The organism is Pseudomonas sp. QL9 (assembly GCF_041409665.1).
GTDB classification, from domain to species: Bacteria; Pseudomonadota; Gammaproteobacteria; order Pseudomonadales; family Pseudomonadaceae; genus Pseudomonas; species Pseudomonas knackmussii.
In genome coordinates, this window is the sequence record NZ_CP166971.1 from 2,600,266 (window position 1) to 2,615,580 (window position 15,315).

The 15,315-nt window shown below is 64.7% G+C and carries 19 protein-coding genes; 16 read left to right on the forward strand and 3 right to left on the reverse strand.

Annotated elements, in window-relative coordinates; genetic code table 11:
- The first annotated feature begins 13 nt into the window (after positions 1-13).
- The 13 genes from ACA097_RS12290 (at position 14) to ACA097_RS12350 (ending at position 12,242) form a co-directional block, all read left to right on the forward strand.
- Positions 14-1,087 carry a heme A synthase gene (locus ACA097_RS12290; RefSeq protein WP_371370274.1) on the forward strand — a complete coding sequence of 358 codons (1,074 nt, stop codon included), beginning with the start codon at positions 14-16 and terminating at the stop codon, positions 1,085-1,087.
- A 43-nt stretch (positions 1,088-1,130) separates the two neighbouring features.
- Entirely contained in the window at positions 1,131-2,036 is a 906-nt protein-coding gene (gene cyoE, locus ACA097_RS12295; protein ID WP_043248069.1) for a heme o synthase, read from the forward strand.
- 102 nt (positions 2,037-2,138) lie between these two features.
- On the forward strand, positions 2,139-2,774 hold the full coding sequence (locus ACA097_RS12300) for an SCO family protein (RefSeq protein WP_160285425.1): 636 nt from the start codon (positions 2,139-2,141) through the stop codon (positions 2,772-2,774).
- 633 nt (positions 2,775-3,407) lie between these two features.
- Positions 3,408-4,526: a Re/Si-specific NAD(P)(+) transhydrogenase subunit alpha gene (locus ACA097_RS12305; RefSeq protein WP_043248065.1), complete on the forward strand. Its 1,119-nt coding sequence runs from the start codon at positions 3,408-3,410 to the stop codon at positions 4,524-4,526.
- Positions 4,527-4,593: 67 nt separating this feature from the next.
- Positions 4,594-4,914, forward strand: a complete 321-nt coding sequence (locus tag ACA097_RS12310) for an NAD(P) transhydrogenase subunit alpha (protein ID WP_043248063.1) — start codon at positions 4,594-4,596, stop codon at positions 4,912-4,914.
- A 1-nt stretch (position 4,915) separates the two neighbouring features.
- A complete protein-coding gene (locus tag ACA097_RS12315; RefSeq protein ID WP_043248061.1) occupies positions 4,916-6,352 on the forward strand; it encodes an NAD(P)(+) transhydrogenase (Re/Si-specific) subunit beta in 1,437 nt (478 codons plus the stop codon).
- 196 nt (positions 6,353-6,548) lie between these two features.
- Entirely contained in the window at positions 6,549-8,045 is a 1,497-nt protein-coding gene (locus ACA097_RS12320; RefSeq protein ID WP_043248060.1) for an acetyl-CoA hydrolase/transferase family protein, read from the forward strand.
- Between the two features lie 357 nt (positions 8,046-8,402).
- Positions 8,403-8,609: a DUF1127 domain-containing protein gene (locus ACA097_RS12325; RefSeq protein WP_043248058.1), complete on the forward strand. Its 207-nt coding sequence runs from the start codon at positions 8,403-8,405 to the stop codon at positions 8,607-8,609.
- Between the two features lie 283 nt (positions 8,610-8,892).
- The gene (locus ACA097_RS12330; protein ID WP_160288856.1) at positions 8,893-9,090 is read left to right on the forward strand and encodes a DUF1127 domain-containing protein; all 198 of its coding nucleotides are present in this window, start codon (positions 8,893-8,895) and stop codon (positions 9,088-9,090) included.
- An 88-nt stretch (positions 9,091-9,178) separates the two neighbouring features.
- On the forward strand, positions 9,179-9,496 hold the full coding sequence (locus ACA097_RS12335; RefSeq protein ID WP_043248056.1) for a DUF2388 domain-containing protein: 318 nt from the start codon (positions 9,179-9,181) through the stop codon (positions 9,494-9,496).
- Between the two features lie 116 nt (positions 9,497-9,612).
- Positions 9,613-9,909, forward strand: coding sequence for a DUF2388 domain-containing protein (locus tag ACA097_RS12340; protein WP_043248055.1), 297 nt, complete (start codon positions 9,613-9,615; stop codon positions 9,907-9,909).
- 39 nt (positions 9,910-9,948) lie between these two features.
- Entirely contained in the window at positions 9,949-10,284 is a 336-nt protein-coding gene (locus tag ACA097_RS12345) for a DUF2388 domain-containing protein (RefSeq protein ID WP_043248053.1), read from the forward strand.
- Entirely contained in the window at positions 10,281-12,242 is a 1,962-nt protein-coding gene (locus ACA097_RS12350; RefSeq protein ID WP_043248051.1) for a DUF4105 domain-containing protein, read from the forward strand. The genes ACA097_RS12345 and ACA097_RS12350 overlap by 4 nt, the downstream gene beginning before the upstream one ends.
- A 7-nt stretch (positions 12,243-12,249) precedes the next feature.
- Here ACA097_RS12350 and ACA097_RS12355 read toward each other — a convergent pair whose 3' ends face one another.
- Both ACA097_RS12355 and ACA097_RS12360 read right to left on the reverse strand, forming a co-directional pair.
- Positions 12,250-12,651 (reverse strand): GFA family protein, encoded by a 402-nt coding sequence (locus tag ACA097_RS12355; protein ID WP_043248048.1) that lies wholly within the window; start codon positions 12,649-12,651, stop codon positions 12,250-12,252.
- An 11-nt stretch (positions 12,652-12,662) separates the two neighbouring features.
- Entirely contained in the window at positions 12,663-13,418 is a 756-nt protein-coding gene (locus tag ACA097_RS12360; protein ID WP_371370275.1) for a phytanoyl-CoA dioxygenase family protein, read from the reverse strand.
- A gap of 213 nt (positions 13,419-13,631) precedes the next feature.
- Between ACA097_RS12360 and ACA097_RS12365 the strand changes: the two genes are divergently transcribed.
- The 3 genes from ACA097_RS12365 to ACA097_RS12375 all read left to right on the forward strand — a co-directional run bounded on the left by ACA097_RS12365 (position 13,632) and on the right by ACA097_RS12375 (position 14,993).
- Positions 13,632-13,859, forward strand: coding sequence for a CopG family ribbon-helix-helix protein (locus ACA097_RS12365; protein WP_371370276.1), 228 nt, complete (start codon positions 13,632-13,634; stop codon positions 13,857-13,859).
- Positions 13,856-14,137: a type II toxin-antitoxin system RelE/ParE family toxin gene (locus ACA097_RS12370; RefSeq protein ID WP_371370277.1), complete on the forward strand. Its 282-nt coding sequence runs from the start codon at positions 13,856-13,858 to the stop codon at positions 14,135-14,137. Before ACA097_RS12365 ends, ACA097_RS12370 begins: the two co-directional genes overlap by 4 nt.
- A gap of 277 nt (positions 14,138-14,414) precedes the next feature.
- On the forward strand, positions 14,415-14,993 hold the full coding sequence (locus tag ACA097_RS12375; protein WP_371370278.1) for an RcnB family protein: 579 nt from the start codon (positions 14,415-14,417) through the stop codon (positions 14,991-14,993).
- Between the two features lie 30 nt (positions 14,994-15,023).
- Here the strand turns inward: ACA097_RS12375 and ACA097_RS12380 are convergent, their stop codons facing one another.
- Positions 15,024-15,305: a DUF2218 domain-containing protein gene (locus ACA097_RS12380; RefSeq protein WP_043248042.1), complete on the reverse strand. Its 282-nt coding sequence runs from the start codon at positions 15,303-15,305 to the stop codon at positions 15,024-15,026.
- Between the last annotated feature and the right edge of the window lie 10 nt (positions 15,306-15,315).

Here is a 15,315-nt window from a genome sequence, read left to right on the forward strand (position 1 = left end):
ACGGGAGCATTGAATGACGCACAGTGCACGCAAACCCGGCTTCCACGTCGCCGCCTTCGCCACCGCGCTGGCCCTGGTGGTGGTGCTGCTCGGCGCCTACACGCGGCTGACCCACGCCGGCCTCGGCTGCCCGGACTGGCCGGGTTGCTATGGCTTCATCCACGTGCCCAGCAGCGAGGCGCAGTTGGCCCACGCCGAGGCGCGTTTCCCGGAAGCACCGGTCGAGGCGCAGAAGGGCTGGAACGAGATGATCCACCGCTACTTCGCCGGCACCCTCGCCCTGCTCATCAGCGGCCTGGCCATCCATGCGCTGCTGCGTCGTGGCCGTGACGGCCAGCCGCTGCGTCTGCCGCTCGCACTGCTCGGCGTGGTGATCGCCCAGGCCGCCTTCGGCATGTGGACGGTGACACTGAAACTCTGGCCGCAGGTAGTTACCGCGCACCTGCTCGGCGGGTTCACCACACTCTCGCTGCTGTTCCTCCTCAGCCTGCGCCTCTCCGGCGCAGTGCAACCACTGCAGCGCCAAGGTGCTCCCCGGCGGCTGGCCGCTTTCGCCCTGGCCCTTGTAGTGCTGCAGATCGCCCTCGGCGGCTGGACCAGCAGCAACTACGCGGCGGTGGCCTGCATCGACCTGCCGATGTGCCACGGTCAGTGGTGGCCGCAAATGGACTTCGCCAACGGCTTCCACCTGACCCAGCACATCGGACCGAACTACCTCGGCGGCCAGCTCGACAGCGACGCCCGCACGGCCATCCACATGACCCACCGCATGGGCGCCTTCTGCGTGGTCGCGGTGCTGCTGGTGCTGGCCTGGCGTCTGCAGCGGGTCGGGCAGATCTACCTGACCGCGCTGATGCTGCTGGCGCTGTCGCTGCAAGTGGGCCTGGGCATCAGCAACGTGCTGCTGCATCTGCCACTGCCGGTAGCGGTAGCGCACAACGGCGGCGGCGCCTGCCTGCTGCTGACGCTGGTGCTGGTCAATTACCGGCTGCGCTCGCCCGTACGTGTGACGAGCGTAGCCAGCAGCAAGCAACCACGTTCGCTGCTGCCGCTGGAGCGGCCGGTAGCCTATCCCTCGCAAGGCTGAACCCCGTCACGGCGGGACGACGACAACGAACGGAGATTCGAGCATGGCCAGCGTACTCAGCAGCACCCGCAGCCAACCCGGCTGGCGCGACTACCTGGAACTGACCAAGCCCAAGGTGGTCCTGCTGATGCTGATCACCTCGCTGATCGGCATGCTGCTCGCCACCCGTGGCGGCGTCGCCTGGCAGGTGCTGCTGTTCGGCAACCTCGGCATCGGCCTATGCGCCGGCGGGGCGGCAGCGGTCAACCACGTGGTGGACCGGCGCATCGACTCGATCATGGCGCGCACCCATCGCCGCCCGCTGGTCGAAGGCCGTGTCTCGCCCAGTGTGGCCCTGGGCTTCGCCCTGATCCTGGCGCTGGCCGGGATGAGCCTGCTGCTGGCCTTCACCAATCCGCTGACCGCCTGGCTGACCCTGGCCTCGCTGCTCGGTTACGCGGCCCTGTATACCGGCTTCCTGAAACGCGCCACGCCGCAGAACATCGTCATCGGCGGCCTGGCCGGCGCAGCCCCGCCGATGCTCGGCTGGGTGGCGGTGACCGGGCACCTGTCAGCCGAGCCGTTGCTGCTGGTGCTGATCATCTTCGCCTGGACCCCACCGCACTTCTGGGCGCTGTGCCTGCACCGCAAGGACGAGTACGCCAAGGCCGAGATCCCGATGCTCCCGGTCACCCACGGCGAGCACTACACCAAGCTGCACATCCTGCTCTACAGCCTGGTGCTGTTCGCCGTCAGCCTGATGCCCTTCACCATCCACATGAGCGGCCTGATCTACCTGCTGGCCGCCCTGGCCCTGGGCGCGCGCTTCCTCGACTGGGCCTGGGCGCTCTACCGCGACAGCAGGCCCCATGCGGCAATCGGTACCTTCAAGTACTCTATCGCCTACCTTTTCCTGCTGTTCATCGCCCTGCTGGTGGATCACTACCTGCCTGTCCACGTGGCGCTCTGACAGTCGGGGGTTCGCGAGCAAGCCCACTCCATCTCGTAGGAGCGAGCTTGCTCGCGAACGCTCCCCGACGGCACTCACCCGCTCCCGACCCACGAGAACCCCATGTCCCGAGTCAACAAGACTGTCCTCATCCTGGTTGCCATAGTCGCGCTCATCCTTGGCCTCACCGTGCACAAAGTGCTCACCGAGCAACACCGCATCGACCCGACTGTGCTGCTCGACGCCGGCATCGTGCTGCTGCCGCAGTCCCGCGAAGTCCCCGCGCTGACCTTCCAGGACCAGGACGGCAAACCGTTCGACACTGCCAACCTCAAGGGCCGCTGGCATCTGCTGTTCTTCGGCTACACCTTCTGCCCGGACGTTTGCCCCACCACCCTGGCGCAACTGCGCGAGCTGCAGGGCAAGCTGTCGCCGGAAATGCGCGACAAGCTGCAGGTGGTCTTCGTCAGCGTCGACCCGCACCGTGATACACCAGCGCGGCTCAAGGAATACCTGGGCTTCTTCAACGCCGGCTTCCAGGGCCTGGTGGGCAGCGATGACGCCATCCAGAAACTGGCCAACGCCATGAGCATTCCCTACATCCCGGCCGACACCAGCAAACCCAACTACACCGTCGACCACAGCGGCAACCTGGTGGTCATCGGCCCGGACGGCACCCAGCACGGCTTCATCCGCGCTCCGCTGAACAACGCCAAGCTCGCCGAACAGCTGCCCAAGGTGCTGGCTGGCACCGACTGAGGCATTCCCCACCCGGCAGTCCGCCCATTCAGCGCACTGCTTTGCCACACCCGAAGAACGGCTGCCTGAAGGCGGCCGTTCTTTTTTTTAACCACCTGACTGCACACCTTTGAACTAGTCTGAAATTCGACTGCGCACTACACACTGGGTAGGAAGCCAGGAAACATGCACTACCAAGCGCTTCCGGGGATTTTCCTGACCCCGTAGTCAATGTAAAAAATCTGCTACAGAATTTCAGCCATCAGTGATCACTCATATTTCGGATTAAAAACATTAATTAACACCTATACATGTGCCTGAGGCAGGATTGGCGGGCCTCTCACCGGGTTTCCGGGTGTTCTGATGAGCGACCATTCACACCAGGGATAGCGTTTTTCCCCGGTCACAATCGGCAATTAGGCTAAAAGCCAGGGCTGGTGCGACCCTTACCGTGAATGGAGGACTACGGGCCACAACGTGACTTGTAGTTCTTTTTTTGTCTCACTCCAGAACGCCTTGCCGCCTCGGTGGTTCGATTGCAAAATGCCGACGCCAAACGGGTTCCGCCCTTTCGTTGAAGCATCCGCTACCCGTTCGATACCCCGGCCGCCTACGAGCGCCGGACTACTCAAGAATCACGCAGGAGATTTGTGAGTGCTGATCGGTGTTCCCCTCGAGACCCATGCCGGTGAAACACGGGTCGCCGCTACCGCGGAAACCGTCAAGAAGCTTGTCGGCCAAGGCCATCAAGTCGTCGTCCAGAGCGGTGCCGGCGTAAACGCCAGCCAGACGGACAGCGCCTTCGAAGCCGCCGGCGCGAAGATCGGCACTGCCGCCGACGCCTTTGGCGCCGAGCTGGTGCTGAAGGTCGTCGCGCCCAGCGAAGCCGAACTGGCCCAGATGAAGCCGGGCGCCGTGCTGATCGGCATGCTCAATCCCTTCGACAACGACAACATCGCGCGCATGGCCGAACGCGGCATCACCGCCTTCGCCCTGGAAGCGGCGCCGCGTACTTCCCGTGCGCAGAGCCTGGACGTGCTGTCGTCGCAAGCCAACATCGCCGGCTACAAGGCGGTGATGCTCGCGGCGAACCACTACCCGCGCTTCATGCCGATGCTGATGACCGCCGCCGGCACCGTGAAGGCCGCCCGCGTGCTGATCCTCGGCGCCGGCGTTGCTGGCCTGCAGGCCATCGCCACGGCCAAGCGCCTGGGTGCGGTGATCGAGGCTTCGGACGTGCGTCCGGCGGTGAAGGAGCAGATCGAGTCCCTTGGCGCCAAGTTCGTCGACGTGCCCTACGAGACCGATGAAGAGCGCGAGTGCGCGGAAGGGGTCGGCGGTTACGCCCGCCCGATGCCCGCGTCCTGGATGGAGCGCCAGGCCAAGGCCGTGCACGAGCGCGCCAAGCAGGCCGACATCGTCATCACCACCGCGCTGATCCCGGGCCGCAAGGCGCCGACCCTGCTGCACGAAGCCACTGTGCAGGAAATGAAACCGGGCTCGGTGGTCATCGACCTGGCGGCCGCCCAGGGCGGCAACTGCCCACTGACCGAAGCCGGTCAGGTGGTGATCAAGCACGGCGTGACCCTCGTCGGCCACACCAACCTGGCCGCCATGGTCCCGGCTGACGCCTCGGCCCTGTATGCGCGCAACCTGCTCGACTTCCTCAAACTGACCCTCTCGGCCGAAGGCTTCAAGGTCAACCTGGAAGACGACATCGTCGCCGCCTGCCTGATGTGCCGCGACGGCCAGGCCGTGCGCAAGAACGGCTGAGTCCAGCGCTCCTTATAAAGAAGAACCCGCCGGGCGCTGAGCCCGGCCTCGAGACCGGTGAAAGACGATGGAAGAAATGCTGATCTCCCACGGGATCTACAACCTGATCATCTTCGTGCTGGCCGTGTACGTCGGCTACCACGTGGTATGGAACGTCACCCCTGCCCTGCACACCCCGCTGATGGCGGTAACCAACGCCATCTCGGCGATCGTCATCGTCGGCGCCATGCTGGCCGCCGCGCTGACAGTCACCCCGCTGGGCAAGATCATGGGCACCCTGGCCGTGGCCCTGGCCGCCGTCAACGTCTTCGGTGGCTTCCTGGTAACCCGCCGCATGCTGGAAATGTTCAAGAAGAAGGCGCCGAAAGCGCAGGCGGAGAAGCACTGACATGAGCATGAACCTCGTCACCCTCCTCTACCTCATCGCCTCCGTCTGCTTCATCCAGGCGCTGAAGGGCCTGTCGCACCCGACCACTTCGCGTCGCGGCAACCTGTTCGGCATGATCGGCATGGGTATCGCCGTGGTCACCACCGTGGCCCTGGTGTTCAAGCTGGGCGCAGAGATCGCCACCACCGGCATCGGTTACGTGCTGGTCGGCCTGCTGATCGGCGGCAGCGCCGGCTCGATCATGGCCAAGCGCGTTGAAATGACCAAGATGCCCGAGCTGGTCGCCTTCATGCACAGCATGATCGGCCTGGCCGCGGTATTCATCGCCATCGCCGCCGTCATCGAGCCGCAATCCCTGGGCATCGTCGAGCACCTGGGCGACACCATCCCCTCCGGCAATCGCCTGGAGCTGTTCCTCGGCGCAGCCATCGGTGCCATCACCTTCTCCGGTTCGGTGATCGCCTTCGGCAAGCTCTCCGGCAAGTACAAGTTCCGCCTGTTCCAGGGCGCACCGGTACAGTTCGGCGGCCAGCACATGCTCAACCTGGTGCTGGGCCTGACTACCCTGGGCCTGGGCCTGGTGTTCATGTTCACCGGCAACATCGCCGCCTTCGCCCTGATGCTGGCCCTCGCCTTCATCCTCGGCGTGCTGATCATCATCCCGATCGGCGGCGCCGACATGCCGGTCGTGGTGTCGATGCTGAACTCCTACTCCGGCTGGGCCGCAGCAGGTATCGGGTTCTCGCTGAACAACTCGATGCTGATCATCGCCGGTTCGCTGGTGGGCTCTTCGGGCGCCATCCTCTCGTACATCATGTGCAAGGCGATGAACCGCTCGTTCTTCAACGTCATCCTCGGCGGCTTCGGCGCCAGCGCTGACGACGCCGGCCCGGCTGGCGCGAAGGAAGCTCGCCCGGTGAAGTCCGGTTCGTCCGACGACGCCTCCTTCCTGCTGACCAACGCCGACACCGTGATCATCGTCCCCGGCTACGGCCTGGCAGTGGCCCGTGCCCAGCACGCGCTGATGGAACTGGCCGAGAAGCTGACCCACCGCGGCGTCACCGTGAAGTTCGCCATCCACCCGGTAGCCGGTCGTATGCCGGGCCACATGAACGTCCTGCTCGCCGAGGCCGAAGTGCCCTACGACCAAGTGTTCGAGATGGAGGACATCAACTCCGAGTTCGGCCAGACCGACGTGGTCCTAGTGCTCGGCGCCAACGACGTGGTCAACCCGGCCGCGAAGAACGATCCGAAGTCGCCGATTGCCGGCATGCCGATCCTCGAGGCCTACAAAGCCAAGACCGTGATCGTCAACAAGCGCTCGATGGCCAGCGGCTACGCCGGCCTCGACAACGAACTGTTCTACCTGGACAAGACCATGATGGTCTTCGGCGACGCCAAGAAGGTCATCGAGGACATGGTCAAGGCCGTCGAATAATCGACTGTCCTACCGTCCATCCCCAAGACACCGGCCTCGCGCCGGTGTCTTGCTTTCGGACAACGGAAAGCACGCTGGACTTTGGTAGTAAGGAAGGCCCCGGCGGGGCGATTTTGCGACCTTGGTATAAGGGCGAAAAATCGCCGAGTCCCTAGACTGGCCGCCTCGTACACCCCTACTGCCCGAGGTTTTTTCCATGTACCGTGATCGCGTGCGCCTGCCCTCCCTGTTGGACAAGGTGATGACTGCGGACCAGGCTGCAGCCCTGATCCAGGACGGCATGACCGTCGGCATGAGCGGCTTCACCCGCGCCGGCGAAGCCAAGGCCGTGCCCGAGGCCCTCGCCCAGCGCGCCAAGCAGCAGCCGCTGAAGATCAGCCTGATGACCGGTGCGAGCCTGGGCAACGACCTCGACAAGCACCTCACCGAAGCCGGCGTACTCGCCCGGCGCATGCCCTTCCAGGTCGACAGCACCCTGCGCAAGGCGATCAACGACGGCTCGGTGATGTTCATCGACCAGCACCTGTCGGAAACCGTCGAGCAGCTGCGCAACCACCAGCTCAAGCTGCCGGACATCGCGGTTATCGAGGCCGTAGCCATCACCGAGGAAGGCCACATCGTGCCGACCACTTCGGTGGGCAACTCCGCCAGCTTCGCGATCTTCGCCAAGCAGGTGATCGTCGAGATCAACCTCGCGCACCACACCAACCTGGAAGGCCTGCACGACATCTATATCCCGACCTATCGGCCGACCCGCACGCCGATCCCGCTGACCAAGGTCGACGACCGCATCGGCAGCACCGCGATCCCGATCCCTCCGGAGAAGATCGTTGCCATCGTCATCAACAATCAGCCGGACTCGCCCTCCACCGTGCTGCCGCCGGACGACGAGACCCAGGCCATCGCCAACCACCTGATCGACTTCTTCAAACGTGAAGTGGACGCCGGCCGCCTGGCCAAGAACCTCGCGCCGCTGCAGGCAGGCATCGGCAGCATCGCCAACGCGGTGATGTGCGGCCTGATGGAGTCGCCCTTCGAAGACCTGACCATGTACTCCGAAGTGCTGCAGGACTCGACCTTCGACCTGATGGACTCGGGCAAGCTGCGCTTCGCCTCGGGCAGCTCGATCACCCTGTCGACCCGCCGCAACGCCGACGTCTTCGGCAACCTGGAGCGCTACAAGGACAAGCTGGTGCTGCGTCCGCAGGAGATATCCAACCACCCCGAAGTGGTGCGTCGCCTGGGCATCATCGGCATCAACACCGCGCTGGAGTTCGACATCTACGGCAACGTCAACTCGACCCACGTCGGCGGCACCAAGATGATGAACGGCATCGGTGGCTCGGGCGACTTCGCCCGCAATGCGCACCTGGCGATCTTCGTCACCAAGTCCATCGCCAAGGGCGGCAACATCTCCAGCGTGGTGCCCATGGTCAGCCACGTCGACCACACCGAGCACGACGTCGACATCCTGGTCACCGAGCAGGGCTTGGCCGACCTGCGCGGCCTCGCACCGCGAGAGCGCGCCAAGGTGATCATCGAGAATTGCGTGCATCCGTCCTACCGCGACGCCCTGCTCGGCTACTTCGAAGCGGCCTGCGCCCGCGGCGGCCACACCCCGCACATCCTGCGCGAGGCCATGGGCTGGCACATCAACCTGGAAGAACGCGGCCACATGCTCGCAGCCGGCTGATTCCGCAGACCTTGCGGGCCATTTCGCAAAGAATGGCCCGCAAGGGTGGACAGGCAAAAAAAAACCACGTAAAAACACTTCCGAACAGTTTTTTGTCCCGCCTCGACTGTTCCACTCCCCCCACTGCCGCCCTGGCAGACCCCGCTAAAAAATCCGAATTTCCCGCCAACTGCGCACCACAATGGAGCGCGGCGGTACAGTTCGCCCCAAAATCGCCATTACAGTTCGCCAAAACAATTCGCTGACGCTATTTAATTCAGAGCAACTGTACCTGTATCAGCTGACCAAAAAGTCAGAAGATATGCCTCAACAACTTCCGTAACCCACTGCCCGCCACAAGCGGGAAGGACGAAAATCATGGAACGTACCCTCGGTTCCGCTACCGTCAGCAACATCCGCACTTCTTCTACCGCTCACCGTGGCCTGGTCGGCACCGTGCGCCTGTGGCAGCGCCGCATCGAGAGCCGCCGCCAACTGGCTCGCCTGGATTCCCGCCTGCTGGCCGACGCCGGCATCAGCGAATCCCAGCGCTACGCCGAGCTGAACAAGCCGTTCTGGAAGTAAGCGATACAGCTAAAAACTGTTATGGTCTGCAATCGCATTAGCGGACTGTACCGGTAGCCTGCAACGGGCCGCTCACTGCAAAGGAGCGGCCCGTGCCATTTCTGGCACCCCATCCTTGATCTTCATCACCAATTCCGGCCCACAACAGTTGGGCGCTAGGCAGGTGCAACAGTTCGTGCAACAGCTCGACTGTTCCTCCCGAATATCCCCTCCCTGCCCCTGCCGCGACCATCTCCTCAGCGCGAAGCTGTACTGCCCCTCAATAGGACTGGAGGCAGCCGACATGGAAAGGGCAATTCACAGCAGCACAGATCACCACCTGATCAAGCTGATTCCACGCCTGCAGGTACGGTTTGGACTGTGGCTGCGCAACACCCGCACCCGCCACCAACTCGCCCAGCTCGGAGAGCGGGAACTGGCCGATGCCGGGATCGACAATTGTCAGCGTGCGCGTGAGCTTTCGAAGCCTTTCTGGCGCTGACCGGCTGGTCGCTCGGGCGGGGCTCCGCTAGTCTGCGTGGTGTCGCGGCAGCTTTGGCCGCGCTGGTCTTTTCGACAGGAGTGTCCTCATGAACCGTCTGCGTCTGCTTACCGCCGCCGCTCTGCTCACTTGCGCCAGTGGCGCTTTCGCCACCAGCTTCATCGTCACCACCGATATGACGGTAGATGCCACCAAGGCGAGCTCCGATGGCACCACCAACGTCAGTAACTCCTTCAAGGACGACAAGATCGTGCTGGAGGCGCGTGACGATGCGGCCGCCTTCGTCGCCTCACGCGGAGAAGTCCGTGGCGCACACCTGGAAGCCGCTCTTCGCCACATCCGCAGCAAGCTGCCGACCTTGGCCGCCAACGACCTGCAACTGGCCCAGGCGATCCTCGTCATCTGACCCTTCCCGGGGTGCTCGGATGCGCCGGCAACGCCGGCCACCGAGCGTCCTGCGCTGGCTCTCGCCTGCGCATTCCGTTAGCCTTGGCGGCCGTGCTTTTCCGATTGCCAAAGCCCATGACGCGCCTCCCGCTTCTGCTGCTCACCGGCCTCTGTTTCGCCGCGCCCGCGCTGGCGTTCGATCAGACGACCATGTTCGGCGCCGGCAGCAGCTACGTGACCAGCAAGGTCACCAGCACGCCTTTCGAAAACAAGCTCCTCGGGGCCGCCCGCGATGACGCGGCAAGCTTCGTCGCCACGGATGGCCAGGTACGCGGAGTGCGCCTGGAACAGGCGTTGCGCTGGCTGCGCAAGCAGCATCCGACGCTGGCGGCGAACGATCGGGAACTGGCCGAAGCCATCCTTGCCCAATAAGTGATTAGGCAGCCGCCGCTGCCCTTTCGGAGTTTTCCCATGCGTCTTAGTGCCTTTTCCAAGAGCTCTCTTCTCGTCGGCCTGCTGCTCGCCGCTTGCGCTACCGGCGCCCAGGCTCACTCCGTCGTGCGCCTGTTCAACATCAGCACTAACGCCACCGGCCGCAGCCTGGACTTCACGTCCGACACCACCACCTCGATCCGTGACATGAAGATCGTCCGCGAAGCCCACGACGACGCAGCCAGCTTCGTAGCCAGCGACGGCGCGATCCGCGGTGCCCAGCTGGAAGCTGCGTTCAAGGCCGTGCGCGAGCGCATGCCCGAAGCCCGTGACGCTTCCGACCAGCAGCTCGCCGAAGCCATCCTCGCTCTGTGATCCCGCTAGGCCGCCGCTGGCTGGTGGCGCTGACCCTGTTCGTCGCCACCAGCTCCCAGGCCGCCTTGCGCCTGGAACTACGCGACGACGGCCTAGCCCCGGCGCAGCGCCAGGCCAGCCAGCAGTTGCTGGATGACGTCCAGCAGCTGCTCCCGGCGTCCTTCAAGGACGCCCTGGACCGCAACGTCACCATCGAATGGCGCGACGACCTGCCGGGCGACGGCATCGGCCAGGCCATGCGTCCGGGCGCCATCGCGCTCAGCCGCCGCTACCTTGGCGCCCTCACTGACGGCAGCGCAGCCACTCGCAAGACCGGCCGTAGCCACGGCACTCTTCGTCGCGAACTGCTCGCCACTGTGGTCCATGAGCTGACGCACCTGTACGACCGTGCGCGCCTCTGGAGCCCCGCCGATGCCACGCTGATCCGCCGCTGCACGCAGCAGCGCGAGACCATCGGCCGCATAGGCGAAGGCGCTGCCTGCCGCGGTCAGGCCGAACGCCGCTTCACCCTCTCCGACGACCCGCGCCTGCTCGACCTCGCCGGCTGGCCGCAAAGCGCCGGCAAGCACGGCCAGCGCGACGGCGAGAACCGTTTCCTGCTGCGCAGCCCGGACCGCTACGAGCTGAGCAACCCGCGCGAGTTCGTCGCGGTGAACATGGAGTACTTCGTCCTCGATCCGAGTTACGCCTGCCGTCGACCAGCGCTGTACCGCTATTACGCGGAGCGCTTCGGTGAGCGGCCACAGAAGTCGGATTGCTCGGCGCCGCTGGCGTACCTCAACGCCGGCCGCGACTTCGGCCGCCAGCCGCTGGGCCAGCTCGATCCGGAGCGTGTCTACGAGGTCGACTACCTGCTCGCCGAAGCCAATGACCAGTGGATGAGCCGCTGGGGCCACGCCATGTTGCGCCTGGTGGTCTGCGCCCCCGGACGGCCGCGCGGGCCGGACTGCCGGCTGGACCTGGACCAGCACCTGGTGCTGTCCTTCCGCGCCTTCGTCGGCGACCTGCAACTGTCCAGCTGGGACGGCCTGACCGGCTCCTATCCGTCGCGCCTGTTCGTCCTGCCGCTGTCCCAGGTGATCGAGGAATACACCAAGATCGAGCTGCGCAGCCTGGCCTCGGTGCCGCTCAAGCTCAGCCGCGAGCAGATCGACGAGCTGGTCCGGCGCGCCATGCAGGTGCACTGGAGCTACGACGGCAACTACTACTTCATCTCCAACAATTGCGCCGTGGAGTCGCTCAAGCTGCTGCGCAGTGGCGTCCCCGACGCGCGCCTGCAGGACCTCGACAGCATCACCCCCAACGGCCTGCTGCAGATCCTCGAGAACCGCGGCCTGGCGGATGCCAGCGTGCTCGACGATCCCAAGCGCGCGCTTCGCCTGGGCTATCGCTTCGACTCCTTCCGCGACCGCTACCAGGCGATGTTCGAGGTGCTGCGCCAGCACCTGGACGTCCCGCAGACGCGGGTCGAGGACTGGCTCGCCCTCCCCGCCAGCGAACGCCGCACTTGGTTCGCCAAGGCCGATCTTCGCGCCAGCGCCGCCCTGCTGCTGCTCGAACAGGCTTCGCTGCGCCGCCAGCTGCAATTGGCCCAGGACGAGCTCAAGCGCCTCTACCTCGGTCACCGTGACGATGCGAATGGCGATCCGAAACTCGTCGCCGCCGGCAAGACGCTGCAGCAGATCCTCGACGACAGCGGCTTCCTCAGCCAGCCGGCGGAGCTGCTCGACAGCGGCTACGGCCTGCCGCAGCCGGGCGAGTCCTCGCGCCTGCAGCAACAGACCCAGGAGCGCCAGGCGCGGCTACGTCAGCTGAGCAACAACCTGGACCAGGAAATCCGCGCCCTGCTCAGCCCCGAACGCCGCGACGAGCTGAAGGCGCTGGAAGACAACCTCAAGCAGCTCGGCGCGCACCTGCGCGAACTGCACAAGGCCGCGGGCGGCTTCGAGCTGCCTTGAGCCCCGTCTAAAGCTGCTCTTCCTGCTCCTCGGGCAAACCATCGTCCATGTGCAGCCAGGGCAGCCGGCTGTTCACCCAGATGTGCCTGCTTGGCGGCGCCGATTCCGGGTGGTCGAGGCTGCTGACCGTGACGTCCAGGGTCTCGGGCGTGCGGTCCGTCTCGAAGATCAGCTGGGCGCCGCACTGTGCGCAAAAGTAGCGGTGATTGCCGGGGCTGGAGTGATAGCAGGCCGGGCTGCCCTGTAGCCAGGCGAAGGCCGTGCGCGGAATGGTCGCCCAGGTCACCAGCGTGCCGCCGGTGGTGCGCCGGCAGATCGAGCAGTGGCAATGGGCGACGTCGTCCAGCGATGCTGTGAAGCTGTAGCGCAGCGCGCCGCAATGGCAGCCACCCTGGTGGGTCTGCGTCATCTCGAATCTCCTCAGTCGTATTCCGCGGCTTGGTGATCGCCGAGCAGGCGGCGTTGGCGGGGTGTGCAGGCGACCAGCACTTCGGGATTGAAGCGCCAGTCGAGATAAGGGGAGAACTTCTGCGCCACCATGCGCCGGCCATAGTGCACCTGCAGTAGGTAGCGCGTGCGCGGACTCAGGTTGCGGCTGCCGGAGTGCCAGAGTTCGCTGCGGAACAACAGGCAATCACCTGCCTGGCAAAGCACGGGTTCGGCCGTGCGGCCACACCAGCTTTCCTCGTCCGGCCAGGGAGCGTGTCCGGCGCGGTGACTGCCCGGGATCACCCGGGTCGGGCAAAGGTCCGCATCTATGTCGTCCAGGTAAATTTGCGCGGTGCAGAGGAACATCGGTAGCTCGAATCCACTGGCGAGCAATTCCGCCGGCAACGCCATGGGCAAGTAGTCCAGGTGCATCTCCGCGCCAATGAAGCCCGGGTGGCAGCGCCACGCGGTCTGGCCGATGACATGGCAATCCGCGCCGAGCGCCGCCTCGGCAATCTCGATCAGGCCCGGCGGATCGAGATACGGCAGCCAGCTTGGCGAGCGGTTGAACACGCACTTGTAGTGATCGACCAGGCCCTCGTAGTCCCAGTGGATGGGTTTCAGCGCATCGATCAGTGCGCGTACTTCAGCCACCTGCGCAGCGTCCAGCAGTCCACGCAACAGAACGAAGCCCTCGTCCTGCAGGGCTCGCAGGGCTTCGGCAACGGGTAGGACCTCATCGGCCATGGCGCTTCTCCTCTGCCGCAGGGCGGCCGGATCTCTCCCGCCAGCATGCGCGGGCCGGGTTCCCGTCGGCAATCGGCGCCGCCGCCCTCACCTCTGCAGTCCCCTGGCTTCCGCCCTTCCCCAACCCCCCAATTCATCCTTCCAAGTGCTTGATTCGTATACTTCTGTTATCTTTGTAAGCACTGTATACAGCGTAAACGGACTGTTCATAAATTGACCACCGTAATCTCCTTCCGTGCCGATGACGCCCTGGCCGCAGCCCTGGATCAGCTGGCCCGCGCCACCCATCGCGATCGCCCGTACCACCTGCGCCAGGCCCTGGCGCAGTACCTGGAGCGCCAGGCCTGGCACGTCGCAGCCATCGACGAGGGGCTGGCCGACGCCAATGCCGGGCATCTGCTGGACCACGTGGAAATCGAACGCAAATGGGGGCTGGCATGAGCCTGCAGTGGACGCACAAGGCGGCCGCCGACCTGGACGGCCTGTACGACCACTACGTGGTGCTGATCGGCCCGGAGAAGGCCCTTAGGGCGATCCAGGACATGGTCAGCCAGGTGAAGGCGCTGGCCGATCTCAGCCTGAGCAGTGTCGGCAAGCCGAGCGAAGTGCCCGGTGTGCGCGAATTGCTGCTCGAGCGTTGGCCTTACCAAGCCGCCTACCGGGTAAAGGGCCGGGATGTACAAATTTTGCGCATCGATGCTGTGGAAAACTCGGGGTAAAAGTGGTCACACGGTTACAAGATATTTCAAAGTATTGACTTTGCTATTTTGTACAAATTTCGATCAATTGAGCATTTCAAATTTAATTGATCCTTATTTGACCCGATTACTCACAAATGCATTTAGAGTGACCGAACGGTAACAAATGGTATTTCGAACCTGACGCTGCCGTTTACACCTTGGCGGAACTTCCCGAAAACCGGGAACTCAGTTCCGGCCGCCTACTGGCCACTTTTCCCGGCGCCTCCGCCCTTTTCCTGTTTACGACCCGACGACCATGTCCAAGAGCCTCTCTCTTCGCGCCCTGGGCCTGAGCCTGCTGCTGCCCGCCGCCGGCGCGCTCGCCTGGAACGGCAACGACGCCCAGCAGCAACAGCAATGGCAAGACCAGCAGCGGCAGCAGCAGGAGCAACAGCGCCAATGGCAGGAGCAGCAGCGCCAGCAGCAGGAGCGCCAACGCCAGCAACAGGAGCAGCAGCGGCAACAGGCCGAGCAGCAACAAAGGCAGCAGGAAGAACGCCGGCGGCAGATCGAGGAGCAGCAGCGTCAGGACGCCCTGCGGCGGCAGCAGGAAGAGCAGCGCCAGTGGCAGGAGCAGCAACGGCACCAGCAGGAAGAGCGCCAGCGGCAATGGGAAGAAGCGCAGCGCCGGCATGAAGCCGAGCGACGTCACTGGGCGACCGGGCAATACCTGCCGCCGGACTACCGTGTGCACCGCTATTACGTGGAAGACTGGCGGATGCACCAGCTACCGCCACCAGCCCGTGGTTCGCAGTGGATGGATGTGGATGGCAACTATCTGCTGATCGAGCTGGCCAGCGGGCTGATCCAGCAGATCATCGCCGGCCAGCGCTGAGGCTGGCCGGGCGGGGAGGGTGGTGCGGGTTCAGCGCCACTCGACCGGCAGCTGACCTTCCTTCCAGGCGAAGCGGTCGAGGTGGCTGACCACCACTTGCTGCAGGCGCGCCAGCGCTTCGCCGTCGGCGGCTTCGGCCTTGAGGTGCAGCGCCGCTGCATCGGCGTGCAGGTAGCAGGTGCCGAAGTCGAAGCGCAGCACGCCGCGATCCTCGCTCAGCTCCACCGGCAGCTTGTGGGCAAAGTGGTTGCACAGGCGCTTCAGGTAGCGGGCGCCATCGGGGGTCGTCACGTCAGCGTGGGACGTCAGCATCTTCTTTCTC